Below are 22,487 nucleotides of genomic sequence, written 5' to 3'. Positions count from 1 at the left end.
TTCCTCGTTATAATGTTTCGACAGGAACGCCCGCCTGGCGGAATTGCTCCGAAGTTGCGGCGGGGAGTGCGCTGTCAGTCAAGATCATCGAAACTTCGGACAAGGTGGCGAACGTCCGCAGCGCACATTGCCCGAATTTGTAATGATCGGCGACCCCATAGACGGTTGCGCTGGCATCGATCAGCGCCCGTTTGAAATCGACGAGATCATTGGTATAAATGGTGAAACCATGCTGCAAGTGCACGCCCGTGGCCGAAAGGAAGGTCTTCTGGATGTTCAGCCTTCTGATGTACTGCGCGGCTTCAGGACCTGCGAGCATGTTGCGCAGCCGGTAGCCGCCGGGAACAACGAGCCGAATCTGATCCTTGTACACGAGCTCGGAGATGATGAACAAATCGTTCGTCACCACGGTGAGCGGTTGGTTGTCGAGCTTGCGGGCAATTTCCAGCGTCGTGCTGCCGCCATCCAGCGCGATAATATCGCGCGGCTGGATGTAGCGAAGCGCCAGCTCAGCAATTTCGGTTTTCTCGTTCTCGTACTTGACGATCGGTTCCTTGGCTGACAAGATGCCGAACTGGTCGCTCTGCGCCAGCACGGCACCGCCGTGCACGCGCACGAGCAAGCCTTTTTCCTCCAGCTTCGCCAAGTCCTCGCGGATGGTTTTGCCCGTGACCTCCAGGCGTTCGCTGAGCTCGACGACGGTCACTTCTTTTTGCGCTAGAAGCACTTCCATGATGATTTCATATCTGCGTAAAGGATTCATGGGAAAAAATTAACGCAAATCTTGCATGGCTACTGCATCCATGTCTTCGAAAATTTGATTTTCGCCGGCCATACCCCAGATGAAGGTATAGTTGCTTGTACCTACACCGCTATGAATGGACCAGCTTGGGGAAATAACCGCTTGCTGGTTGCGCATCACGATGTGACGAGTTTCTTGCGGTTCACCCATCATGTGGAAAACAACGCCGTCTTGCGGCATATCGAAGTACAGGTATACCTCGGAACGGCGGTTGTGCGTGTGCGATGGCATCGTATTCCACATGTTGCCTGGCTTCAGCAGCGTCATGCCCATCACGAGCTGACAGCTTTTCACGCCGCCGGTGTGGATGTAGCGGTAAATGGTACGCTCATTGGAGTTCGTAATGCTGCCCAGGTGGTTCGGGGAAGCTTCGCTGATGGCGATTTTGACCGTCGGATAAGTTGCGTGAGCCGGTGTAGAGTTGAAGTAAAACAGCGCAGGCTCAGACGCATTGTCGCTGGCAAATACGACTTCTTTGGCGCCAAGGCCGATGTAAAGGCCGTCTTTGTTATCCATCGTGTACACAGTACCGTCAACTGTGACTGTACCTCTTGCACCGATGTTAATGATGCCGATCTCACGGCGCTCCAGGAAGTAGTCGGCTGCCATATCTTTTTTGTTAGCTTCCAATTGCAAGGAACCGTTAACAGGCACAGCGCCGCCGACGATAAAGCGGTCTACGTGCGAGTACACCATGTTGACTTGATCTGCAGCAAACAATGTGCTGATTAAAAACTCTTCGCGCAGGCGGTCAGTGTCAAACTGTTTAACTTCTCTCGGGTGGGACGCATAACGAATATCCATTTCCATTATCAATCTCTCCTTGTTTTGTGGTTTATTTTTGTTGATTTAGGTTCATATAGGTTTAAGTTACTCCAAACGAACGGATTAGGCAAGCAGGAATTTCCGAGCTGCTGCGGAATCTGAAGCAATTGTGAATAAAGGGTGCACATTTTGCAAACGACTACTTCTATGAACACATTTTTTGGAAAACAGGAGGATTCGCAAATTGGATGAAGTAGATAAAACTCACTATTTCGATCGTGTATGCAACGATACGATTCCGACGAAGCCAGACGAAGAGGATACGACGCCAACGGATATGGTTAGCGAAGCGGTGGAGGAAATTATGGATAATATTAAAAACGCATTTTCGTCAAGCGACCGGGATGCGTATTGAAAGGAAGAAGCCTCTGTATTCCGCATTAGCGGAACCAGAGGCTTCCTGTTTATTGCGCAGTGGCAGCCTGAGTTGTGAGCTTCCCTCTCCAGATAAAGTAACCCATGCCCACGTAGGTCGCTCCCCAGAACAGAGCAAACCACTTCTCCAGCCCCGGCAAGCCAAATGAAACCAGCATCACAGCAAAGAGCAGAACCGTCCAGCGAGGGAAAACTTTGGCTCGGTAGGTGAGGATCGCCAGCAGAATCGTGCCGAGGAGCAATCCCATGCCGGAAACAGCGCTGCTGAGGCTCGCGAAGGTTCCCTCTTTAGCATAAAAACCGTAGGCAAACAAGCCATAAAAATTCGACGCAATCATTAAATTGCCGACGGTCAGCAGTACGGCTGCTAGTAAACCGAGGATCCCGGTTTCACGTGATTGCGCTAAATAGAGTGCAATGGAGCAGACCGTCATCAAGATGCAGGCGGCATATCCGCAGATCACCTCGGGGATGCTATCATCCCCCCATAGCAAGGAAGACGGCGTCATCCCCATTCGTACAATTCCCGCCAGTATACATAAAAATCCAAGCCATTTTACTACACGTTCCAAAGTCATTGTTATTCAGCCTCCGCATGTTTTTTTGATTTCTTGATGTAATCATAACAAGCGGCATTTCCTTATATCGAGAGTAGGGCTACCTGAATGGATCGGGAAGTTGATTAGGAATTATTGGGAGGATATACAGGATCCGTCCTATTCGATATAATTTCCATGTACGTTGCATGTGAAGGGGGTTTGAATGGATGGTACCGCTGATGCAAAACATGACTAAGAACTTCAGGGGCAATCATCGCGCCAGACTCGCAGCAGTTTTTCCACTGTTCGTCTTGGTATTTTGCTTGTTGTCCATATTCTTTTTTGTCAGCAGCATTTCAAGCTATTTCGAAATACTACGGGATCAATGCGTTTTGCAAGATTGCGGCCCCATGGCTCCGGCGCCCCCAACAACGGTCGATGCGTTAAGCAGGATTAATATGAATCCTGACTCCTATGCAGCTGCTTTTGTGCTCATTGATTGCGCCCTTGCTTTTGTCTTTTATGGAGCGGCAGGAATTATTGTATGGAAAGGGAGAAGAGAGCAGATTGCCTGGCTCGCCGCCCTTGCGCTCGTTACTTACGGTACCACGTTTCCTATTTTGGTCTATATGGTGTCCAAAGGACATCTATTATTGGAACAATGGACGCATGCTGTCGATACGATTGGCTGGCTGTCTTTGTTCTTGTTTTTCCTGTTATTCCCAAATGGACGTTTCTCCCCGTCCTGGACTTCTTTCATCTATATTCCTTTTATGATTTTGGAATTGGCAGGTTTGATATTTCGTCATTCATGGATCGATTTGCAGATGTGGTCGGGGTCTGCCAGAATCTTGGTCTATGCCGCCGCTATCCTGACGATGATCGTTTCACAGGTTTACCGTTACCGCCGCCTTTCCACATCCACAGAGCGACAACAAACGAAATGGGTCGTATTCGGTGTCTCGATTTCCTTTGCGGGTTTTATTGGCGTAAGCGCCTTTTTTGTGTACCCGGCGTTTGCGGTTGTACCGATGACTTACATTCTTTTGAATACCGCGCTGCATCTGTTCGTAGCTATTATTCCCGTCTCGCTAACCTTCTCGGTACTGCGGAAACGGCTTTGGGATATTGATCCGCTAGTTAACCGGACACTCGTCTACGGTGCCTTATCGCTGCTGATCATTCTTTTGTATGCGGGTACCGTCCTCTATTTAAGCCGATTATTCCGCTCGGAAGGGAACTTCCTCATTTCTTTGACAGCGGCGTCTCTTGTCGCCGTGGCATTTGTGCCCTTGAAGGCAAGGCTGCAAAAAATGGTGAATCGCTGGCTGAATGGACGCCACGATGACCCATACGCCGTTCTGGTTGAATTAAGCAATCACCTCACCAAACCGATCGATCCCGAGCGGACGCTGGATGTGGTTGCGGCAACGGTTCGCGATGCGTTAAGACTGCCTTATGCTTCGGTCGCCTTGCGGCTGGACGGTCAAAATGCGTTAATGGCTGTTTCGGAAAAAAATAAATACGAACTCTATGAATTTCCGGTCATTCACGGTGGAGAGGAACAGGGGACGCTCATGCTGTCCAGCCGGTCCGCTGGTGAAGGATTCACAGCAGAAGACCGCAAACTGATCGACGTCCTGCTTCGCCAAGTGGGTCCTATTCTGCAAAATGTACGGATGACGATCGGCATGAAGCTGTTGGCCAAGGACTTGCAGGTGTCGCGGGAGAAGCTCGTCCTGGCGCGGGAAGAGGAGCGGCTGCAAATCCGCCGTAATCTGCACGACGATCTTGCGCCGCGCTTGATGTCGCTGGCATTTAACGTTGCCGCTGCCGAGCAATACATCCGGAAAAGCCCGGATACCGCTATTGATTTGCTGGGCGAATTACGAAAAACCATACGTACGACGGTGGATGACATTCGGACGATGGTGCATGATTTAAGACCGCCGACACTGGATGAGTTCGGCCTGCTCGGTTCCATCCAGGCGCGGATGGATGAATTGTTTCAAGCTTCCGGCCAGACGGCGGCAGCCATGCAGGAAGTGCCGGCGCAAGTAAGTCTCCTGGCTCCACGCGAGCTTCCTGCTTTACCGGCTGCTGTAGAGGTGGCCGCTTACCGTATTGTCACGGAGTCGCTGGTGAACGTTGCCAAGCATGCGAAGGCGACGCAGTGCGCCGTGCATATCAGCATTGAAGCGGCCCACGCTCTGCTGATCGAAGTCACCGATAATGGCGTCGGCTTGCCCGCTTTTATCAGACCGTCCGGCAGTGGAGGCATCGGGCTCACCTCGATCCGCGACCGGGCGGCTGAGCTCGGCGGATCCTGCATGTTTGAACGTTTGGAGAGTGGCGGCACCCGAGTGAAGGCTACGCTGCCATTCGAGAAGAAGGGGGAAACGACTTGAATATTTTACTAGCTGACGATCACCCGCTGTTCAGAGGCGGCGTACGGAACTTAATTCAGACTACGGACGATTTGCATGTCATTGGCGAAGCTACTACAGGGGAAGAAGCGGTGGCTATGGCGGCTCACCTTCAGCCTGATGTGATCGTCATGGATATCCGCATGCCGGGTATCAATGGCATCGAAGCGACGAGAATCATTCGCGAGAAATTTCCGCAGATGAAAATTTTGATCGTTACGATGCTGAAAAACGATAAATCGGTCTTGACCGCCATGCAAATGGGAGCCAGAGGCTATGTACTCAAAGATGCGGGCGAGATGGAGCTGCTGCAATCCATCCGGATTGTAGGCGGCGGAGGCGCTGTGTTCAGCAGCGATATCGCAGCAAGGATGATGCATTATTTCGCCGCCCCCCAGATACAGGAATTCGCGAATCCAGCGCTGGATGGATTGACCGGACGTGAAATGGAAATTTTGGAGCATATCGCCAGTGGTTTGACGAACAGTCAGATCGCAGCCCGGCTGCAATTAAGCGTCAAAACAGTGGCTAACCATGTGACGAATATTCTCAATAAACTGGAAGTCGCCGACCGGCATGAGGCCAAAAAAATGCTGAACACATCACGCGACATCCAAGGGTCTGACGATGAATAGCCGATTGTTTCCGCTTGACTTACTGGAGCGGGATCTTCATCCACACGTTGTTGCGTATTATTTTAAACAATGGAACGGCTTTCAAATGCCGTTCCACCGTCACGATGCGGCAGAAATCATGTATGCGATGACAGGCTCGTGCATCGTGGAAATTCGCGAAGGTACTGCCCAACCGGAATGCGTGAGCTTGAAAAAGGGCGAATTTATTATGCTGGACGCCAATGTACCGCACCGTCTGCTTGTGGATGAAGCGACGCCGTGCCGGATGCTCAACCTCGAGTTCCGCTTTCGCGACAGCACTGGGGTGCTGCCGTCCATCCGCCAGCTGGCCGGCGCAGAGACGGTGCTGGCCGATTTGCTGCAGGTGGCCGCCTCCTACTTGGTCCTGCGCGATCCGGATGAGGTGTACCACCTCATGAAAAGCCTCGTGCTCGAGCTCGATAAAAGCGCAGTGCGCAGCGAAACGATGGTGCAGCTGCTTATGGCGCAGCTGCTCATCCGTATCGCCCGGCTGCGTACGGAAGCGCCGAGCGGAGGACTGCCGCAGAGCGAGCATTACGTATGGATGAGCAAAGCGTACATGCATCAGAACTATGACCGCGACATCCAAGTGAAAGATATCGCAAGCGCGGTTAGCCTGCATCCGGGTTATTTGCAGCGCATTTTTAAGCTGCATACCGGACGGACGCTGACGGCGTACTTAACGAATATTCGAATGGAAAAAGCAAAAATGCTCTTGCACGAGACCGATATCCCGATTACAGAGATCTGTGATTTTATCGGCGTGGGGAGCCGGCAATATTTTCATCTGCTGTTCAAGGGATACACCGACCAAACGCCGCTGGAATACCGCAAGTCCATGCACGCGCAAAGGTGGGATTACCCGGTTTAGCGGACGTGCTCAGGAGGTTCGTATTTTTGACATTTGATCCGTGAAATGGTGAGAAATTTGATAACGTTTACAGGAGGCCGTTTGCTACAATATGCCTATAAAGTGATAACAGAGAGGATGAAATCTATGTCTTTTAAAGTTGTCTTTATCGGCGCCGGCAGTATCGGATTTACGCGCGGCCTGCTGCGTGATTTACTCGCTGTGCCTGAATTTCACAATATTCAGGTGGCTTTTACGGACATTAATAAGCACAATCTGGATATGGTAACCGAGCTGTGCCAGCGGGATATTCGCGAGAACGGTCTTGCTATTCAAATCCAGTCGACGACCGATCGCCGTGAAGCGCTCAAGGACGCCAAATATGTGCTGTGCACGATCCGCGTAGGCGGCCTTGAAGCTTTTGCAACCGATGTGGATATCCCGCTGAAATATGGGGTCGACCAATGTGTTGGAGACACCTTGTGTGCAGGCGGTATCATGTACGGACAGCGGGGGATTGCCGAGATGCTGCGGATTTGCCGGGATATCCGTGAGGTCGCACGAGCCGACGTGCTGCTGCTGAATTATGCGAACCCGATGGCGATGCTGACCTGGGCGTGCAATCAATATGGCGGCGTCCGTACCGTTGGTTTGTGCCACGGTGTCCAGCACGGGCACAGCCAGATTGCTGAGGCGTTCGGTCTGCGCAAGCAAGAGGTCGATATCGTCTGCGCCGGCATTAACCATCAAACCTGGTATGTGCAGATTCGCCATCAGGGTGAAGATTTGACGGGGCGGTTGCTGGCGGCGATGGAGCAGCATCCGGAGCTGGCCCGTACCGAAAAAGTGCGCATCGACATGCTGCGCCGCTTCGGCTATTACAGCACGGAGTCGAACGGGCACTTGAGCGAATATGTGCCTTGGTATCGCAAGCGCCCGCAAGAAATCCAGGAATGGATCGATTTGGGCAGCTGGATCAATGGCGAGACCGGGGGCTATCTGCGGGTATGCACCGAGGGGCGCAGCTGGTTCGAGACGGACTTCCCGAACTGGATGCAGGAGCCGGCTTTCGCCTACACCAGGGACAAACGGAGCGAGGAGCACGGCTCCTATATCATTGAGGGCTTGGAGACGGGGCGCGTCTATCGGGGCCACTTCAATGTGGTCAATGACGGCGTGATCGCCAATCTGCCAAGCGATGCGGTCATTGAAGCGCCGGGCTATGTCGACAAGAACGGCATCTCGATGCCCCGCATCGGCAGTTTGCCGCTCGGACCGGCCGCTGTCTGCAGCGCCAGCATCTCCGTGCAGCGGCTCGCTGTAGAAGCGGCCGTGCACGGCGACGACCAGCTGCTGCGGCAAGCGTTCATGATGGACCCGCTCGTCGGCGCCGTTTGCAATCCGAAGGAGATTTGGCAAATGGTCGACGAGATGCTGGTCGCAGGCGAACGCTGGCTGCCGCAGTACGGGGCGGCGATTGCCGATGCGAAGCAGCGCCTTGCTGCAGGCGACTTGATTCCGACGCAGCCGTATGAAGGCGCAGCGCGTCTGAAAGTCAAGTCGGTCGAAGAGATGCAGCAGGATCGCGCATCGGCGCGCCGGAATGCCGCTGAAGCTGACAAAGGGAAAGATCGCGCAAAGGCGAGCTCCTAATGCGTTCATTTGCATCCATGTATGTTCATTCGTGTTCTTTTCGGTTATAATGAGGGGGCATGATATCCGGGTGACTTAGAGAGGGGAAGAGCAAATGTCGAATATTGGAGTCTGGGAGCCGGCCGAACCGGGCGTTAAGCGCTGCATTTTAAGAGCTGACGGCGGCTTGATGATGATGGAAGTTCATTTTGAGCCTGGAGCCGTTGGTTATCAGCACAGCCACGTACATGAGCAAATGTCCTATTGTCTCAAGGGCAAAATCGAATTTACGATCGACGGTGTCAAGACGGTGATCGAGCAGGGGCAGACCGTATACATACCTAGCGGTGCGCAGCATGGAGTGACAGCTTTGGAGGCGTCGGCTTTGCTGGATGTCTTTACGCCAATTCGTGAAGACCTCGTTAAGCGATAATCCATAATAAGGGAGAAGTGAAACCGGATGGCTGGCAGTGGCAAATTCGCATGGACTTGGACCATTAAGGAAGAATGTTTGGAAGAGTATGTTAGCATGCACTTGGCTCCGTGGCCGGAAATTATGGAGGAACATAGTAAAGCGGGAATTCGCGACTATTCCATTTTCCAAAATGGCGCGCAGTTCTTCTACTGCTTCCAGTGTGACGACCTGGATAAGGCGTTTGCTTATTTGGCCGAGAGTGAGGCTTGCAATCGCTGGAATGCGATTACCTCGAAGATGGTGATCGGCTCCTTTGATTTCCGTGAAGCGGTACCGATTACACCGATGAGAGAAGTATTTTTCTTGGCCTAATAAGATAGCAAAAGCGCGAGTATGAGGGTTAGCCCCTAGTGCTTGCGCTTTTTAATTTATAACAGGGGATGGCCGGACGCGCCCCAGTCCGATTTAGCTGACTTATTGCAGCCTGTCTCCCTCCCAATCCCTCTACAGTCCGATTGTGCCCACTTACTGGCATGAAATTGCCGTGCATAGCCCATATAGCCGCTGTAAGTGGGCAAATCCTAACTACAGCCGCAACTCATCGGTACTGGCTGCAATTAGTTGGGCCAATTCGGACTGCAGCCTCACCACTGGTTGGTGCAACATTCTGTTCAGCGGTTAAGCCCATCCATAGCCTCCGACCCTGTCGAGTATGTTGTCGGTCGCAAATGTTTGCGTGGAGGGAGTATTCAAGACAGTAACTCAATCATACGCAACCTTCGTAGAGATATTCTTCCTAATCTATCAAAAAAAATGATAATTTCACCTTGGCATTACATTCCGCCAAAAGATCATATGATCAGAATGAAACATTCATCTATGGGCCTGATCAAGCTGGAATCAAGGAAGTCAGCTACATGAAAGCAGCGGTATGCCCGAGGTGAAGGATTGCAGCAACAGCAGAACGACTCTGCAAAATGGCAAGTCAAAGTAAAATAATAAAGTGTCGCTGTTCATCCATTGACTTCTGCAGGATTCTCTAGTAATTTGGATTCAAACTACGAATGAGAGGGTTGTCCTTATGTCGCTGCGAACAGAACAACAGCAAGCTGAAATTATTAGAGAATTCCTGATTAACATGGGGCAATCTCTACAACAGTACCAGTACAGCTTTGCTTGCAGCGCGGAGCTCTCCCGGCATGAATTCAACATTCTTTACATCCTGAGCATGAAGGGGCCGCTCGTGGTCAAGGAAATCGCCCAGCAAGTACCGTCGGTTTCTCTCAGCACCTTGACAAGGCTTCTGGACAGTCTGGAGCAGAAGGGCTGTATCGATCGTAAGCTCGATCCTGGTGACCGCAGATGTTTCATTATTGCGCCAACGGAGAAAGCCCATCAGCTGATGGAGCATTTTCCCCGGCATTGCGACTGTTTCGTGCAGCGCATCACGCAGGCGCTTACGACGGAAGAGCAGTCAACGCTATCCGAGCTGATTTTGAAAATAAAAGCGAACCTATAACATACATTCAGGTCAGTTTGCCCAAAAAAGCGCACCTTCCATATTATGGATGGTGCGCTTTTTTTCCTTAACGCCCAGAACACAGCTCGCCCAGAACGCGATTGCCTATGGGTGAATATAATGGAGTACATCAGCCGGCACAAGCTAGGAGGGTACATCCATGAGAAAATACACGGTAAAACGAGATGCCCGCGATTTTCGCGATCTATTTTACCGCAGTACGAATTATATTCGTGAAACGCAGCTGCCGCGCACGGTGGACCTGCGGCCCGAGCTTTCGCCGATCGTCGACCAAGGCCGGCTTGGCTCTTGCACATCCAATGCGATCGTCAGCGGATTGCGGGAATATTGGCTGCGCAAAGAGACCCGGGCGACGACGCGGCTCTCGCGCTTATTCCACTACTGGCACGAACGGAAGCTGGAAGGCACGGTGAACCGCGATTCCGGGGCTTCGATCCGGGATGGGATGAAGGTGCTGCAGAAAACTGGCGTCTGTCCGGAGGCGGAATGGCCTTACCAGATCGCCAATTTTAAAACCCAGCCCGATCATGGGGCTGAAGCTGCTGCAGGTGCGTATCGCATCGATGCTTATCATCGCATTCACGATCTGGCTGGCATCAAAGCGGCGTTGGCCGATGGTCAGCCTGTTGTGTTCGGGATTTGGATTTACGAGTCTTTCGAAGGGGCGCAGGCGGCACGAACTGGCCGCATTCCTTACCCAGACCGAAACAAAGAACAGCTTCTGGGAGGTCATGCCCTGCTAGCTGTTGGCTATCGGGATGGCAAGAAGAAAGGGCAAGGCACGATGATCGTACGCAATTCCTGGGGTAAAAATTGGGGCGATAAGGGCTACGGATATATGTCCTATGCTTTTTTCAAAAACGCTGCGCTAACCTTTGATTACTGGACGGGGAGGTGAATCCATGTTAAGCGTGCAAGATGCGAATACGATCATTGCCTTCCTATCTGCTGCTTATAATGCTACGCAAGATGCGGAGGCGAGAGCTGAGTTTCACCGTCTCGCCAATGAGCTTCGCAAGGCATCCGGCCAGCCGACGGAATGATGCATCCTATCATAGAATGAGAGGCGGCATTTATGCCCAAAGAGGAGTTCATCCTATTGGTTTTGATTTTGTTTGTGCTGCTCTGTGTGATCTTGATGCTTTGGATGGAAGGTGACCATATCATTTAAATTCCGTTCATGAAATGTCACCGAAATAACGAAACAGCCCGCGCGATTCCAGATCGCAGCAGGCTGTTTTCATTTTACGAACGATTAGAATCCCTTATATTGCGGTTCTTCATTTTCCAGTTGTTGAACGCGAGAAGAAACTTGATCTACGATTTGCTGAGTTGCTGTAGCAGCATTTTCAAAAAGCTGCTTCGCTTCTTGATTCTGCGTGCTTAGCGCGAAAGTTTCCAGGTTGGCTTGTGCGCTTTTTAATGAAGCCAAAGTTGTCTTGACTTGAGCGGCTACTGTCACAATAATCACCTCCTTGAGCTATCAACGCATCTTAATATGCCCGCTATCGCTGTTTACATTATTGCCAATTAAAACCACGAGCGGACGATGATAGCGAGCTCCAAAAACGCGCATAATGACTTTGTTTGGAGGATACGGAAAGGGAGGGAAAGTTTGTGCCTGAATGGTTCGTTATCGTCATTCGCTCGTTTACGGCGCTAGCGACGATGTTTATTTTCACAAGGATTCTTGGCAAAAAACAAATATCCCAGCTCACGTTTTTCGAGTATGTCACGGGTATCGCCATCGGAGACTTGGCCGGCGTTCTTTCATTAGACTTGGAGAGCCACTACTCTTATGGATTGATAGCCATGTTCGTCTGGTTTATTGTGCCCTTGGTGCTGGAAATGCTGACGCTCAAGAGCAAGACGCTGCGGCAATGGTTTGAAGGCAAAGGAACGGTCATGATCAAAGATGGCAAAGTGCTCGAAGACAACTTGAAGAAGGAGCGCTACACCGCGGACGAGCTGCTCGAGCAGCTGCGCACCAAGAGCGTCTTCAAATTGGCTGACGTGGAATTCGCCATGCTGGAAACGAGCGGGGATTTGAGCGTCCTGCTGAAATCTGAGAATCAGCCTCTGACCCCGAAACATATGGGGATGCAGCTAACGGTCGAGAAGCCGAATCAAACCGTCATTATGGACGGTGTCATTCAGGACGAGCCGTTGGCGACGGCGGGCAAGAGCAGAGGCTGGCTGCACACCGAACTGGATAAAATCGGGGTTACCATAGAGAATGTATTCCTCGGTCAAGTGGATACGCACGGGGAACTGACAGTCGATCTTTACGACGATAAATTGAAGGTACCGAAGCCAAGCCAGAAGCCGCTGCTGCTGGCGACGCTCAAAAAGTGCGAAGCGGATTTGGAGTTGTTCGCCCTCACCACCAAGCATGCCGGTGCGAAGCAAATGTATACAGAGTCTTCAGATAAAATGAAGCGGGTGATCCGCGAGTTGGAAACCTTGTTAAAATCGTGATCAACTTGAGGCAGGAGGGACACCATGGCCAACAATAAAAAGAAAAATATGACGATGACGCAGCAGGAATACCAGCAGCTGGCCAAAGAGAAAGAGCCTCCACGGCCCGTTCTAAAAAACTGCTTCCGCGCTTTCTTGGTAGGCGGGGTCATCTGTCTCATCGGTGAATGTTTTATGCAGATTTTCATCCATTGGTTCGGCTTTACGGAAAAGACTGCCGGTAATCCGACGGTGGCCTGTTTAATTTTTATTTCCGTCGTCCTGACGAGCTTTGGCATATACGATAAAATTGCGCAATGGGCCGGCGCGGGCACGGCTGTCCCTGTAACCGGGTTTGCCAACTCGCTGTGCTCTGCGGCGATCGAACACCGTGCGGAAGGGCTTGTGCTGGGCATCGGCAGCAGCATGTTCAAGCTGGCCGGGAGCGTGATTGTGTTCGGTACGGTAGCCGCCTTTGTAGTCGGGATCGTCCATTTGATTTTGGGAACTGGGGGGTGAGCAGCGCATGCTGAAGGGACATCAGAGTTGGGTGTTTAAGAATCGTCCGGTGATTTTGGCGGCGGCAACTGTCGTTGGCCCTGATGAGGGACTAGGTCCGATCAGTGAGGACTTCGATATCGTTCACGGGGATCTGATGCTTGGCCAAAAAACGTGGGAAAAAGCGGAAAAAGCGCTGCTTGAAGAAGCGGCGCAGCGGGCGCTGGACAAAGCCGGGCTGGAAGAGGGCCAGGTGCACTTCTACGTCGGCGGTGATCTGATGAACCAGATCATCTCCAATACGTTTGCTGCGCGAACGCTGAATATGCCCTATCTCGGCATCTTCGGCGCATGCTCGACGTCGATGGAAGGGCTGGCGATCGCCGCGCAGCTGGTGGATTCAGGTGCCGCTCAGTATGCGATGAGCGGCACTTGCAGCCATAACTGCACCGCGGAGAAGCAGTTCCGCTATCCGACGGAGTACGGCTCGCAGAAGCCGCCGACGGCGCAGTACACGGTGACCGGCGCAGGCGTCGCCGTGCTCGGTGCCAAGGGTGACGGACCTGTCGTCACCTCAGCCACAATTGGACGGATCGTAGATATGGGCATCAAGGATCCGTTTAATATGGGGGCCGCCATGGCACCGGCGGCCGTCGATACGATCCAGGCTCACTGCCGCGATTTGGGCATCGAGCCTGGCTATTACGATTTGATCGTGACGGGCGACCTCGCCACGGTCGGGTACGGCATTGCCAATGAGCTGTTCGAGAAGCATCAATTTCCGATCGGGCAGACGACCTATCAGGATTGCGGTTTGATCATCTACGATGTGAACAAACAGGCCGTTCAGGCCGGCGGCAGCGGCTGCGCTTGCTCAGCAACCGTCACTTACGGCCATCTGCTGAAGCGGATGGAGAAGGGAGAGATCAAGCGCATGCTCGTTGTGGCGACTGGAGCGCTATTGTCTCCGCTCTCCTTCCAACAGGGTGAGAGCATTCCTTGCATCGCCCATGCGGTTTCAATTGAGTCCAGGGGGTTGTACGCATGAATTTTGTATGGGCTTTTCTAATTGGCGGCGCCATCTGCGTGATCGGCCAGCTCATGATGGACGTCGGCAAGCTGACGCCTGCACATACGATGAGTACGCTGGTGGTGATCGGCGCGATTGCAGACGGATGCGGTCTTTATGATCCGTTTATCAAATTTGCCGGCGCCGGGGCAACGGTGCCGATTACAAGCTTCGGCAATGCGCTCGTGCATGGTGCGTTGGAGGAGTTGCAAAAAGAGGGTGCGATCGGGATTATAACCGGCATATTTAAAGTGACGAGTGCCGGGATATCCGCGGCGATCATCTTTTCTTTTTTGGCTGCTGTGGTGGCCAAGCCCAAAGGCTGAATACAAAAGACCGGCTATGCCTGGTAACGGGCGAAGCCGGTCTCTTTTTATTGTTCTCTTAGCAGTAAAGTAGCATTTCCGGCGGTTCCTCTTGCGCTTACATTCGCGATATTAAGTCTTATGACTAAGATTTGTCTACTAAAACATGCAAAAAATAACATTGTAAATACAATATGTCTAAATTTTAATCGTTCGACTTTCTATTAATCTAGCAGCTAAATGCCACATATCTGATCTGAACTATTTCTCGTTCATAGGGGTCAAATTAACTAGAAATACGGGAATCACAAGAGATGGGTAATTTTAACAAATAAATTTAGAGGAATTACAAGTGTACGTGCGAATTACTTTCTTGTAAACTAGATTTACGCCCTTTTACCTAATTTTTCTTTACAATTTGGCGTAATTCTATCGTTTCCAAGATTACAAGCAAACGCTTACGCGTGGATCTGGCTTACACAGATAGTATTCCTATCGGAGAGCACGAAGGAGGACTTAACATGGAAACTGCCATTCATAATCACGTAGAGATTTTAGCGAAATTGAAAGCGAATCTGGAATCATGCATTCTCGGCAAAAACGAGGAGATTGAATTGCTGCTGACGGCTATGCTGGCCGGTGGACATGTGCTGCTGGAGGACGTTCCGGGCACGGGTAAAACGGTTCTGATCAAAGCATTAGCCCGCTCCATCGACGGCCAGTTCCGCCGCATTCAATGCAATCCGGATTTGCTGCCTTCCGATATTACCGGTGTTTCCATTTATCATCCCAAAGAAGAAAAGTTTCTTTTCCGCAGCGGTCCGATCATGACGAACATCCTTTTGGTGGATGAAATCAACCGGGCCACGACCAAAACACAATCCGCGCTGCTCGAAGCGATGGAAGAGCGCCATATCACTGTCGATGGCGACCTCCATGAACTGCCTGCGCCGTTCTTGATGCTGGCTACCCAAAATCCGATCGATTTTGAGGGTACCTATACGCTCCCGGAAGCGCAGCTCGACCGCTTCATGATCAAGCTCAGCCTGGGCTACCCGAACGAGGCGGCGGAGAAGCAAATGATCGTAGCGCAAAGCAAAGCGCACCCGATGGAAACGCTGGAGCCTGTCTTGAATACGGCGCAAGTGCTGGACATTCAAGAGAAGGTGCGGAGCGTTCATATGGATGATGCGGTCGCTGAGTATTTGGTCGCCTTGACTCGAAAAACGCGCGAGCACAAAGCCGTCTTCCTCGGCGCCAGCCCGCGTGCGACCCTGTCGCTCGTACAGGCGTCAAAAGCGTACGCCTTCCTCAACAACAGAAGCTATGTCATTCCTGATGACATTAAATATGTAACCCCATTTGTCATCGGTCACCGCATGATTCTTCATTCCGAGGCGCGGATGGAAGGCTTAACCATGAATGCTGTGTTAGCCTCGATCTTTGAGCAAGTCCGCGTGCCTGTGCGATTGGAGAAGTGAGCCGCATGAAACGTCCGATTGCTAAACTGTGGGAAGATCGCCCGCGCGTTCCGGCTGCTTTGTGGGCGGTTGCTTCCTGTTTGGTCGGCAGCTTGCTGTTTATGCTTTTTCAAGGGGGCAAACTGGCCGCGATGCTATTCATCATCGTCGCCTGTCTATCCGTTTATTTGCTCTTAGGCTATTGGAGCGGGGTGCGCAGGACCCAAGGCGTGCGGATGCTGCTGAACACGCAGCAGGAAGCGCAGCTGGATGCGGGGCAGTCGCTGAAAATCAGTATCAACGTGCAAATCCCCGGCTTTTGGCCGATTCCTTACATCTTGGTCAAAGACCAGCTGCTGCGGCAAAACGGCGATGCTGCGGTCTTCGAAGGCTCGCTTGTTCCTGATTGGAAGCGCCGGGGGGAGCTGATTTACAGCACACCGCCGCTGCGTCGGGGCTTGTACCGATTTGGCCAGACGGAATGCGTCACTGAGGATATTTTTGGCTTTTTTCAGCATAAAGGCCGGTTGGAGCTTCCACAGCATGTCACCGTATATCCGCAAACCGTGCCGATCCGCGAATGGGTGCAATTTCATCAAATGCTTAAAGGCATGCAGCATCATTCCACGACGACGCGCGCGCACCGGGAAACGACGCAGATTAACGGGGTTCGCGAATACATTTACGGCGACCGATTGTCCCGAATCCACTGGAATGCGACGGCCAAAACCGGAACCTGGAAGTCCAAAGAATTTGAACGCGAATCGCTGCCCAAAACGATTATATTGCTGGATCGCACAGCGCGAGCCTATCGGGATGAGGCTGAATTCGAATTGGCGGTTTCCGTCGCCGCTTCGTTACTGAAGTATGCTTCAAGCCGCAACCTGGCTTTGGGCTTGCTGTCCGTCGGCAAAGAAGTCACCTTCATCGAGCCGAAACAGAACCAAAATCACCATAACATGATGCAGAGGCATTTGGTTGGCGTCGAGGCGGACGGCTATCATCCGCTCTTGCACATTGTGAAGGAGCAGTCCCGCTCATTGCCTGCAGGTTGTTTTTTCGTGATTTTATCCCCGCAAAAAGGTACAGCTGCGTTGCAGGTGCTGCATTACCTGGCACAGCTGCAAACGAACCCTTGCCACATCTGGATTCATGGAACAGAAGCTTCGGCATTCAAGCCGTATATGGCAGCAACGGACAGCGCAGCCGACGACTGGCTGAAGCACATTCGCACCCAAGGCTACATGGGATACGAAATCGGCCAGTTATCCGATCTGCCTGCGTTATTGGAAGGGGCGAAGCGTTATGCCTGACAAATGGTGGAAAAGGGCGCTTCTAGCTGAATGGCCGGGACGTCTGGCAGCGATCATGACAGGGCTATTGCTTTTTCAATTCATATGGTGGATTCAAAAAGAAGACGGACTGTGGCTGCCCGAAACAGTGACAGTCGTCAGCGGTACATTGCTCCTCCTTATGGCTGTCCAGATGGTGCCGAGACTGCACTGGATATGGCGGGTCATCCTATCATTCATATTGATTGTCGGCTGGCACGCCTTATATTTGAACTATCATTTCGTAGCTGTCAAGCTGCATACATGGATGGACGGAATCGTCTGGCTGAAAGAGAACTTCTCGCAGATCGCGCCGTTCATCTGGTTCAGTTTGGTCGCTTGGGCTATCTATGCTTTCACGATGTGGGCGGTTCAAGCCAAGATTCGAATCTTCGCTTTGATCGTCGTCAGCGTCTTATTTTTTGCTATACGGGACTCGTTTAGCGTGATCTTTTTGTGGCCGCAGGTTGCAGGTGTGCTGTTCTGCGGCTTCGTCCTCTTGATGCTGCGTCATTTCGCCGAATTGAAGCAGCGCGCGCCGGTCATCTGGGAGACGATCATCGAGTATCCGGCGGCGCTTGCGGTGCCGATTCTTTTCATTGTCGCCATCACGCTATGCGCCGGCTTGATCTCACCGACCGTCGACCCGATTCTGACGGATCCGTATACAGCCTGGAAAGTGAGCCGGGGCGAGGCCGTGCCTTTATTAGGCAAAGGCATCAGCGTAAGCACGACGACAGCCGATGCGTCTTCCGGCTACAGCCGGGACGACAGCAAGCTGGGCGGTGGCTTCCGCTTTGACTATACCCCGGTCATGACGGTCGAGACGACGTACCGGACTTATTACCGCGGGGAGACGAGATCTTTTTATAATGGAAAAGGCTGGGAATTGGGTCCGGCAGAGAAAAAGCTCCCGCTCGTCCGTGTGAACGGCGCCCCGCTGCAAACCGATCCGAAGTGGAATGTGTCACTGCTGAAGACGAAGGAAGTGACGCAAAGCGTCGTGATGGAACGGCCGGATGTGTTCCCTGTGTTGTTCGGCGGCTTCGCCACTCAGCAGATCACGGAGATTAACAAAGGGGAGAATCCGTTCCAGCAGCTGCTCTGGTCGCCACGGCAAGCGGAGCTCCGCTTTACTGACAAGAACAACTATCCGAAGGACTATAAGCTCGTTGTGCAGACGCCGATTTTGGATGAACCGGGACTGCGCGAGGTGAACACTAATTATGCGCAGGATCCGGCATGGAGTGATTATTTGCAACTGCCGCAGGAGCTGCCGGAGCGCGTAAAGCAATTGGCTGTCGATATTACAAAGACTGGCACGAACAACTATGACAAAGCAAAGCTGATCGAAAGATATTTGGCTGAACATTATCCTTACACGAATACGCCTGACGAAAGCAAAGGCAAGAGCAAGGATTTTGTCGACCGTTTTTTATTCGAGGTCAAGCAGGGGTATTGTGATTATTACTCCACGTCCATGACCGTGCTCGCGCGTTCGATCGGGCTGCCCGCCCGTTGGGTGAAGGGCTATTCCTCCGGCATCGCGCCGGTGCCTGACGAAATCAGGGAGCTCGGCGTATTCAGCCAATTCGGCCCTGATATTGATCCGAACGCAGCAGGGACGTATACCATTCGCAATTCGGATGCCCATTCCTGGGTGGAAATTTATTTTGATGGATATGGTTGGATTTCGTTTGAGCCGACTGCCGGGTTTTCATTCCCGAACGCCTCGCCGGAGGTCACCGCTGTACCGGCGGACGTAACGCCGGAAACGGCGCCAGATGAACCTGCAATGCCAGTAGACAGCGGGACAGACCATACAGGGCTGTGGATCACCGCAGCGGTTGCGGGGGGCGTCGTCGTTTTGGCCGTAGCAGCTTTCCTGCTGTACAAGGTGAGCCCGTGGAAAGCGTGGTTGACGCGTCGCCGGCAGGCGTCAGCTGTTAATTTTAACCAGAAAATTATCGTCGAGTTTGAAAAGCTGCTCCGCATCGGCAGGCGCAAAGGCTATTCACGGCAGGAGCACGAAACAATTCGTGAAGCTGTGGCCCGCTGGAGCCAGCAGAGCAAATGGATGAAAGCGGAGCTGGATACCGTCTTGCTGCTCTTCGAGCGCGCGAAGTATAGCCAGGCGAGTTCGACGGAGCAGGATTATGTGCAGCTCTCGCAATCGATTACTAGACTGAAAGAACAAATGAAATAATCGGCCCAAACCACCTGCCAAGATGGAGGTGGTTTTCACATGAGCGCAGAGATGAGGGAGGGTTACTGGGATCAGAACATTGGAGAACGCTCCGCGGGCTTCCTTTGCCAACCCTGACATGATCGTTTTCAAATCACCGTGGATGTGGGAAAATATGTTCTTTTCTTTTTGCAACAAGCGGGTCACTATGGTATAGTTTCACGTATATGTCGAGGAATCAGTTGGAGGGAATAGGTTTGCTGAAAAAGCTCGTGCCGAGACAGTCCGTACACACGATTTATGATATCGACGTCGATCACCTATGGGGATTTGGCGTTCGCGGCATTATTACAGATCTGGATAATACGCTCGTCGGTGCGCGTGATCCGCATGCGACCCCGGAGCTGATTGAATGGCTGAAACGTGTACAGCAGCTTGGATTTAAAGTGGTGATCGTATCCAACAATCATCGCGGACGAGTCTCCACTTTTGCCGAACCGCTTGGTATTCCATTCATTTACCGGGCTAAGAAGCCTACCAATGTATCATTCCACAGAGCCATGCAGCTGCTGGGAACGAATGCCAGACAGACTGCTGTGATCGGCGATCAAATGTTAACCGATGTCCTTGGCGGCAATCGGATGGGGCTCTATACGATCCTCGTTCAGCCTATTTCCATTATGGACGAAGGATTTTTTACGAAGATTAACCGCCGCATCGAGAAGCTGGCTCTATCGATGATGAAGAAATAGAGGGTTTTAGGAGGATTCATGAGCAAAGAAGAAATAATCCATTGCGCCGGCTGCGGCGTAGAGCTGCAGATTGAAGAGCCGGGCAAGCTCGGGTATGTGCCGGTAGAAGCGTTCCAGAAGGAACCGATTATTTGCCAGCGGTGTTATCGCATCAAGCATTATAACGAAGCCTCCAGCGTTACGCTGAAGCAGGACGACTTCCTGAAGCTGCTGGGGCATGTCGGACAGACGAAAGCGCTGGTCGTCAATATCGTTGATATTTTCGATTTTGAAGGCAGTATGATCAGTTCCTTGGCGCGTTTTGTCGGGAATAACCCGATCCTGCTCGTCGTGAACAAAATCGACTTGCTGCCTAAAGTGACGAACGCGAACAAGATCATCAACTGGGTTCAACGCCGGGCCAAAGAGCACAGCCTGAAAGTTGTCGATATCGTACTTTGCAGCGCGAAGAAAAATATGGGCTTCGAGCGCGTCATTTCGGCAGTGGCCGAGCACCGCGGGAACCGGGACGTCTATGTGGTCGGGGCCACCAACGTCGGCAAATCGACCCTGATCAACCGTTTGATCAGCGATTACAGCGATTTGGATGCGGAGCTGACGACCTCGCAATATCCGGGAACGACGCTGGATTTGGTGAAAATCCCGCTCGATGACGGCCGTTTTATCGTCGATACGCCTGGAATTGTGTACGAACATCGCTTGACGGAAGTTGTAAAAAAGCGCGATTTGGTACGGATTATGCCGGATAAGCCGCTTAAACCGATGGTATTCCAGCTGAACGAAAGCCAGACGTTATTTTTCGGCGCCATGGCGCGTTTTGATTTCATAAAGGGCGAGCACCAATCGTTCACTTGTTACACGCCGAATTCGATTCAGATTCACCGGACGAAGCTGGATAAAGCGGACGAGCTGTACGACAATCATAAGGGCGAAATGTTGGCGCCGCCGGTGAAAGCCGATTTGGACGAGCTGCCCAAGCTGGTCAAACACCCGTTTCATGTACCGAAGGGGAAAAAGGTGGACGTGCTGATTTCGGGACTCGGCTGGATCAAAGTGAACAGCGATGCCGGAGCGGAAATCGCGGTGCACGCGCCAAAGGGCATTAAAGTTATATTAAGGGAATCTTTAATTTAACTGCAGCAACTTAGCCGGCTTTTCAGCGGAAAGCTCTTGGGGGGAAATCACAGAGATGGAGAACAACCGGACGCTTGACAGTCACACGATTTTATATGGTGTATTCGGAGATCCGATACGTCATTCGCGCTCGCCAATTATGCTCAATCGGGCATTCCGCGAAGCGGGTATGAATGCGGCTTACGCCGCCTTTCACGTGAGCCCGCAAGCGCTTGGCGATGCCGTGCGCGGCATCCGCGCGCTCGGATATCGCGGTATCAACGTGACGATACCGCACAAGGTCGAGGTCATGCAGTACCTCGATGAGATCGATGAAGGCGCGCAGGTAATCGGTGCCGTCAACACGATCGTGAACGAGAACGGCCGTCTCATCGGTTATAATACGGACGGTATTGGTTATGTCCGCTCCCTGAAGGAAGAGACGGGCATCGAGCTGCAGGGCAAAGCCGTGCTTCTGCTCGGCGCGGGCGGAGCGGCTCGCGGCGTCGCTTACGCCTTGGCCAAGGAAGGGGCGGCTTGCATCTACATCGCCAACCGCACCAAAGAGCGGGCCGTGGAGCTGGCGCAGACGATTCAAGCTTACACGCAAGCCGTTGGGCTGGGCTTGGATGAAGTCGAGCAAGCGGCAGGCGCCGTCAGCTTAATCGTCAACACCACATCGGCCGGTATGCATCCGCATGTCGACGAATTGCCGATGCCGGTCGATCTGCTGAGCGACAAGCATCTGGTCAGCGATTTAATTTATAACCCGCGCATCACCCGCTTTTTGCGGGAGGCCGAAGCTAGAGGCGCGCGCATTCACGGCGGGCTCGGCATGTTTATTTATCAAGGCGCGTACGCCTTTGAATACTGGACTGGCACCCCTGCGCCCGTAGCGGCGATGAGACAGGTGGTAGAACAGTCGTTAGCTGAATAAGAATAGAGGGACACATCATGTTAACAGGCAAACAAAAACGTTATTTGCGCTCGCTCGCGCACCATATTGATCCAATCTTCCAAGTCGGGAAGGGTGGAGTGAACGATCATTTGATCCGCCACATTGAGGAAGCGTTGGAAGTACGGGAGCTGATCAAAATTACCGTGCTGAACAACAGCGGCGAGGATCGCGACGAGGTCGGCCAAGAGCTGTCGGAGAAGTCGGGTGCTGAGCTGGTTCAAGTGATCGGCAAAATTATTGTGCTCTACAAAGAATCGCGCGACAAGAAGAAAATCGAGCTGCCGTAGGCAACGGCCGTT

At 52.3% G+C, this 22,487-nt stretch carries 25 protein-coding genes; 21 read left to right on the top strand and 4 right to left on the bottom strand.

Going from position 1 to position 22,487, the window contains the following annotated elements:
- Positions 1 to 7: 7 nt before the first annotated feature.
- Both O9139_RS31100 and kduI read right to left on the bottom strand, forming a co-directional pair.
- A complete protein-coding gene (locus tag O9139_RS31100) occupies positions 8 to 763 on the bottom strand; it encodes a DeoR/GlpR family DNA-binding transcription regulator (RefSeq protein WP_270885620.1) in 756 nt (251 codons plus the stop codon).
- Positions 764 to 772: 9 nt separating this feature from the next.
- Positions 773 to 1,606, bottom strand: coding sequence for a 5-dehydro-4-deoxy-D-glucuronate isomerase (gene kduI / locus O9139_RS31095; protein WP_270885709.1), 834 nt, complete (start codon positions 1,604 to 1,606; stop codon positions 773 to 775).
- A gap of 205 nt (positions 1,607 to 1,811) precedes the next feature.
- Between kduI and O9139_RS31090 the strand changes: the two genes are divergently transcribed.
- Entirely contained in the window at positions 1,812 to 1,982 is a 171-nt protein-coding gene (locus tag O9139_RS31090; protein ID WP_270885619.1) for a hypothetical protein, read from the top strand.
- A gap of 49 nt (positions 1,983 to 2,031) precedes the next feature.
- Here O9139_RS31090 and O9139_RS31085 read toward each other — a convergent pair whose 3' ends face one another.
- Positions 2,032 to 2,580, bottom strand: coding sequence for a hypothetical protein (locus O9139_RS31085; RefSeq protein ID WP_270885618.1), 549 nt, complete (start codon positions 2,578 to 2,580; stop codon positions 2,032 to 2,034).
- A 419-nt stretch (positions 2,581 to 2,999) separates the two neighbouring features.
- On the opposite strand from O9139_RS31085, the gene O9139_RS31080 reads away from it, so the two are divergent.
- From O9139_RS31080 to O9139_RS31040, 9 genes are all read left to right on the top strand, one after another.
- Positions 3,000 to 4,949, top strand: a complete 1,950-nt coding sequence (locus tag O9139_RS31080; protein ID WP_270885617.1) for a sensor histidine kinase — start codon at positions 3,000 to 3,002, stop codon at positions 4,947 to 4,949.
- Complete coding sequence (locus O9139_RS31075; RefSeq protein ID WP_270885616.1) at positions 4,946 to 5,602, top strand: response regulator transcription factor; 657 nt, start codon at positions 4,946 to 4,948, stop codon at positions 5,600 to 5,602. Before O9139_RS31080 ends, O9139_RS31075 begins: the two co-directional genes overlap by 4 nt.
- Positions 5,595 to 6,494, top strand: coding sequence for an AraC family transcriptional regulator (locus tag O9139_RS31070; protein WP_270885615.1), 900 nt, complete (start codon positions 5,595 to 5,597; stop codon positions 6,492 to 6,494). The genes O9139_RS31075 and O9139_RS31070 overlap by 8 nt, the downstream gene beginning before the upstream one ends.
- Positions 6,495 to 6,620: 126 nt before the next feature.
- A complete protein-coding gene (gene melA, locus O9139_RS31065) occupies positions 6,621 to 8,126 on the top strand; it encodes an alpha-glucosidase/alpha-galactosidase (protein WP_270885614.1) in 1,506 nt (501 codons plus the stop codon).
- A gap of 94 nt (positions 8,127 to 8,220) precedes the next feature.
- Entirely contained in the window at positions 8,221 to 8,538 is a 318-nt protein-coding gene (locus tag O9139_RS31060) for a cupin domain-containing protein (protein WP_270885613.1), read from the top strand.
- 27 nt (positions 8,539 to 8,565) lie between these two features.
- Entirely contained in the window at positions 8,566 to 8,892 is a 327-nt protein-coding gene (locus O9139_RS31055) for an L-rhamnose mutarotase (RefSeq protein WP_270885612.1), read from the top strand.
- Between the two features lie 709 nt (positions 8,893 to 9,601).
- Positions 9,602 to 10,039 carry a MarR family winged helix-turn-helix transcriptional regulator gene (locus O9139_RS31050; protein ID WP_270885611.1) on the top strand — a complete coding sequence of 146 codons (438 nt, stop codon included), beginning with the start codon at positions 9,602 to 9,604 and terminating at the stop codon, positions 10,037 to 10,039.
- Between the two features lie 160 nt (positions 10,040 to 10,199).
- On the top strand, positions 10,200 to 10,958 hold the full coding sequence (locus O9139_RS31045; protein ID WP_270885610.1) for a C1 family peptidase: 759 nt from the start codon (positions 10,200 to 10,202) through the stop codon (positions 10,956 to 10,958).
- Positions 10,959 to 10,962: 4 nt separating this feature from the next.
- Positions 10,963 to 11,103 (top strand): N-acetylmuramoyl-L-alanine amidase, encoded by a 141-nt coding sequence (locus O9139_RS31040; protein ID WP_270885609.1) that lies wholly within the window; start codon positions 10,963 to 10,965, stop codon positions 11,101 to 11,103.
- Between the two features lie 212 nt (positions 11,104 to 11,315).
- Here the strand turns inward: O9139_RS31040 and O9139_RS31035 are convergent, their stop codons facing one another.
- Positions 11,316 to 11,522: a DUF1657 domain-containing protein gene (locus O9139_RS31035; RefSeq protein WP_270885608.1), complete on the bottom strand. Its 207-nt coding sequence runs from the start codon at positions 11,520 to 11,522 to the stop codon at positions 11,316 to 11,318.
- Positions 11,523 to 11,728: 206 nt separating this feature from the next.
- Here O9139_RS31035 and O9139_RS31030 point away from each other — a divergent pair, with 206 nt between their 5' ends.
- From O9139_RS31030 to yhbY, 11 genes are all read left to right on the top strand, one after another.
- Complete coding sequence (locus tag O9139_RS31030; RefSeq protein ID WP_270885708.1) at positions 11,729 to 12,538, top strand: DUF421 domain-containing protein; 810 nt, start codon at positions 11,729 to 11,731, stop codon at positions 12,536 to 12,538.
- Between the two features lie 24 nt (positions 12,539 to 12,562).
- On the top strand, positions 12,563 to 13,036 hold the full coding sequence (gene spoVAC, locus O9139_RS31025; RefSeq protein WP_270885607.1) for a stage V sporulation protein AC: 474 nt from the start codon (positions 12,563 to 12,565) through the stop codon (positions 13,034 to 13,036).
- A gap of 7 nt (positions 13,037 to 13,043) precedes the next feature.
- Positions 13,044 to 14,063: a stage V sporulation protein AD gene (gene spoVAD, locus O9139_RS31020; RefSeq protein ID WP_270885606.1), complete on the top strand. Its 1,020-nt coding sequence runs from the start codon at positions 13,044 to 13,046 to the stop codon at positions 14,061 to 14,063.
- A complete protein-coding gene (spoVAE, locus tag O9139_RS31015) occupies positions 14,060 to 14,410 on the top strand; it encodes a stage V sporulation protein AE (protein WP_270885605.1) in 351 nt (116 codons plus the stop codon). Before spoVAD ends, spoVAE begins: the two co-directional genes overlap by 4 nt.
- A 500-nt stretch (positions 14,411 to 14,910) precedes the next feature.
- A complete protein-coding gene (locus tag O9139_RS31010) occupies positions 14,911 to 15,870 on the top strand; it encodes an AAA family ATPase (protein ID WP_270885604.1) in 960 nt (319 codons plus the stop codon).
- Between the two features lie 5 nt (positions 15,871 to 15,875).
- Positions 15,876 to 17,162 carry a DUF58 domain-containing protein gene (locus tag O9139_RS31005; RefSeq protein ID WP_270885603.1) on the top strand — a complete coding sequence of 429 codons (1,287 nt, stop codon included), beginning with the start codon at positions 15,876 to 15,878 and terminating at the stop codon, positions 17,160 to 17,162.
- Positions 17,155 to 19,386, top strand: coding sequence for a transglutaminase TgpA family protein (locus tag O9139_RS31000; RefSeq protein WP_270885602.1), 2,232 nt, complete (start codon positions 17,155 to 17,157; stop codon positions 19,384 to 19,386). Before O9139_RS31005 ends, O9139_RS31000 begins: the two co-directional genes overlap by 8 nt.
- A 236-nt stretch (positions 19,387 to 19,622) precedes the next feature.
- The gene (locus tag O9139_RS30995) at positions 19,623 to 20,117 is read left to right on the top strand and encodes a YqeG family HAD IIIA-type phosphatase (protein ID WP_270885601.1); all 495 of its coding nucleotides are present in this window, start codon (positions 19,623 to 19,625) and stop codon (positions 20,115 to 20,117) included.
- A gap of 18 nt (positions 20,118 to 20,135) precedes the next feature.
- Positions 20,136 to 21,251 (top strand): ribosome biogenesis GTPase YqeH, encoded by a 1,116-nt coding sequence (yqeH, locus tag O9139_RS30990; protein ID WP_270885600.1) that lies wholly within the window; start codon positions 20,136 to 20,138, stop codon positions 21,249 to 21,251.
- Positions 21,252 to 21,306: 55 nt separating this feature from the next.
- Positions 21,307 to 22,167 (top strand): shikimate dehydrogenase, encoded by an 861-nt coding sequence (gene aroE / locus O9139_RS30985; RefSeq protein ID WP_270885599.1) that lies wholly within the window; start codon positions 21,307 to 21,309, stop codon positions 22,165 to 22,167.
- A gap of 17 nt (positions 22,168 to 22,184) precedes the next feature.
- Positions 22,185 to 22,475, top strand: coding sequence for a ribosome assembly RNA-binding protein YhbY (yhbY, locus tag O9139_RS30980; protein ID WP_270885598.1), 291 nt, complete (start codon positions 22,185 to 22,187; stop codon positions 22,473 to 22,475).
- Positions 22,476 to 22,487: the final 12 nt, after the last annotated feature.

The sequence above is a fragment of the Paenibacillus aestuarii genome (assembly GCF_027789125.1).
Lineage (GTDB): Bacteria > Bacillota > Bacilli > Paenibacillales > NBRC-103111 > Paenibacillus_E > Paenibacillus_E aestuarii.
Note: the sequence above shows the minus strand (reverse complement) of the source record. Positions and strands in the feature narration are given on the sequence as shown.

Bases quoted from the DNA above. Each gene is read 5' to 3' on its own strand.
- O9139_RS31100 (WP_270885620.1), bottom strand. From the start codon at position 763: ATGAATCCTTTACGCAGATATGAAATCATCATGGAAGTGCTTCTAGCG.
- kduI (WP_270885709.1), bottom strand. From the start codon at position 1,606: ATGGATATTCGTTATGCGTCCCACCCGAGAGAAGTTAAACAGTTTGAC.
- O9139_RS31085 (WP_270885618.1), bottom strand. From the start codon at position 2,580: ATGACTTTGGAACGTGTAGTAAAATGGCTTGGATTTTTATGTATACTG.
- O9139_RS31080 (WP_270885617.1), top strand. From the start codon at position 3,000: ATGAATCCTGACTCCTATGCAGCTGCTTTTGTGCTCATTGATTGCGCC.
- O9139_RS31070 (WP_270885615.1), top strand. From the start codon at position 5,595: ATGAATAGCCGATTGTTTCCGCTTGACTTACTGGAGCGGGATCTTCAT.
- melA (WP_270885614.1), top strand. From the start codon at position 6,621: ATGTCTTTTAAAGTTGTCTTTATCGGCGCCGGCAGTATCGGATTTACG.
- O9139_RS31060 (WP_270885613.1), top strand. From the start codon at position 8,221: ATGTCGAATATTGGAGTCTGGGAGCCGGCCGAACCGGGCGTTAAGCGC.
- O9139_RS31055 (WP_270885612.1), top strand. From the start codon at position 8,566: ATGGCTGGCAGTGGCAAATTCGCATGGACTTGGACCATTAAGGAAGAA.
- O9139_RS31050 (WP_270885611.1), top strand. From the start codon at position 9,602: ATGTCGCTGCGAACAGAACAACAGCAAGCTGAAATTATTAGAGAATTC.
- O9139_RS31045 (WP_270885610.1), top strand. From the start codon at position 10,200: ATGAGAAAATACACGGTAAAACGAGATGCCCGCGATTTTCGCGATCTA.
- O9139_RS31040 (WP_270885609.1), top strand. From the start codon at position 10,963: ATGTTAAGCGTGCAAGATGCGAATACGATCATTGCCTTCCTATCTGCT.
- O9139_RS31030 (WP_270885708.1), top strand. From the start codon at position 11,729: ATGTTTATTTTCACAAGGATTCTTGGCAAAAAACAAATATCCCAGCTC.
- spoVAC (WP_270885607.1), top strand. From the start codon at position 12,563: ATGGCCAACAATAAAAAGAAAAATATGACGATGACGCAGCAGGAATAC.
- spoVAD (WP_270885606.1), top strand. From the start codon at position 13,044: ATGCTGAAGGGACATCAGAGTTGGGTGTTTAAGAATCGTCCGGTGATT.
- spoVAE (WP_270885605.1), top strand. From the start codon at position 14,060: ATGAATTTTGTATGGGCTTTTCTAATTGGCGGCGCCATCTGCGTGATC.
- O9139_RS31010 (WP_270885604.1), top strand. From the start codon at position 14,911: ATGGAAACTGCCATTCATAATCACGTAGAGATTTTAGCGAAATTGAAA.
- O9139_RS31005 (WP_270885603.1), top strand. From the start codon at position 15,876: ATGAAACGTCCGATTGCTAAACTGTGGGAAGATCGCCCGCGCGTTCCG.
- O9139_RS31000 (WP_270885602.1), top strand. From the start codon at position 17,155: ATGCCTGACAAATGGTGGAAAAGGGCGCTTCTAGCTGAATGGCCGGGA.
- yqeH (WP_270885600.1), top strand. From the start codon at position 20,136: ATGAGCAAAGAAGAAATAATCCATTGCGCCGGCTGCGGCGTAGAGCTG.
- aroE (WP_270885599.1), top strand. From the start codon at position 21,307: ATGGAGAACAACCGGACGCTTGACAGTCACACGATTTTATATGGTGTA.
- yhbY (WP_270885598.1), top strand. From the start codon at position 22,185: ATGTTAACAGGCAAACAAAAACGTTATTTGCGCTCGCTCGCGCACCAT.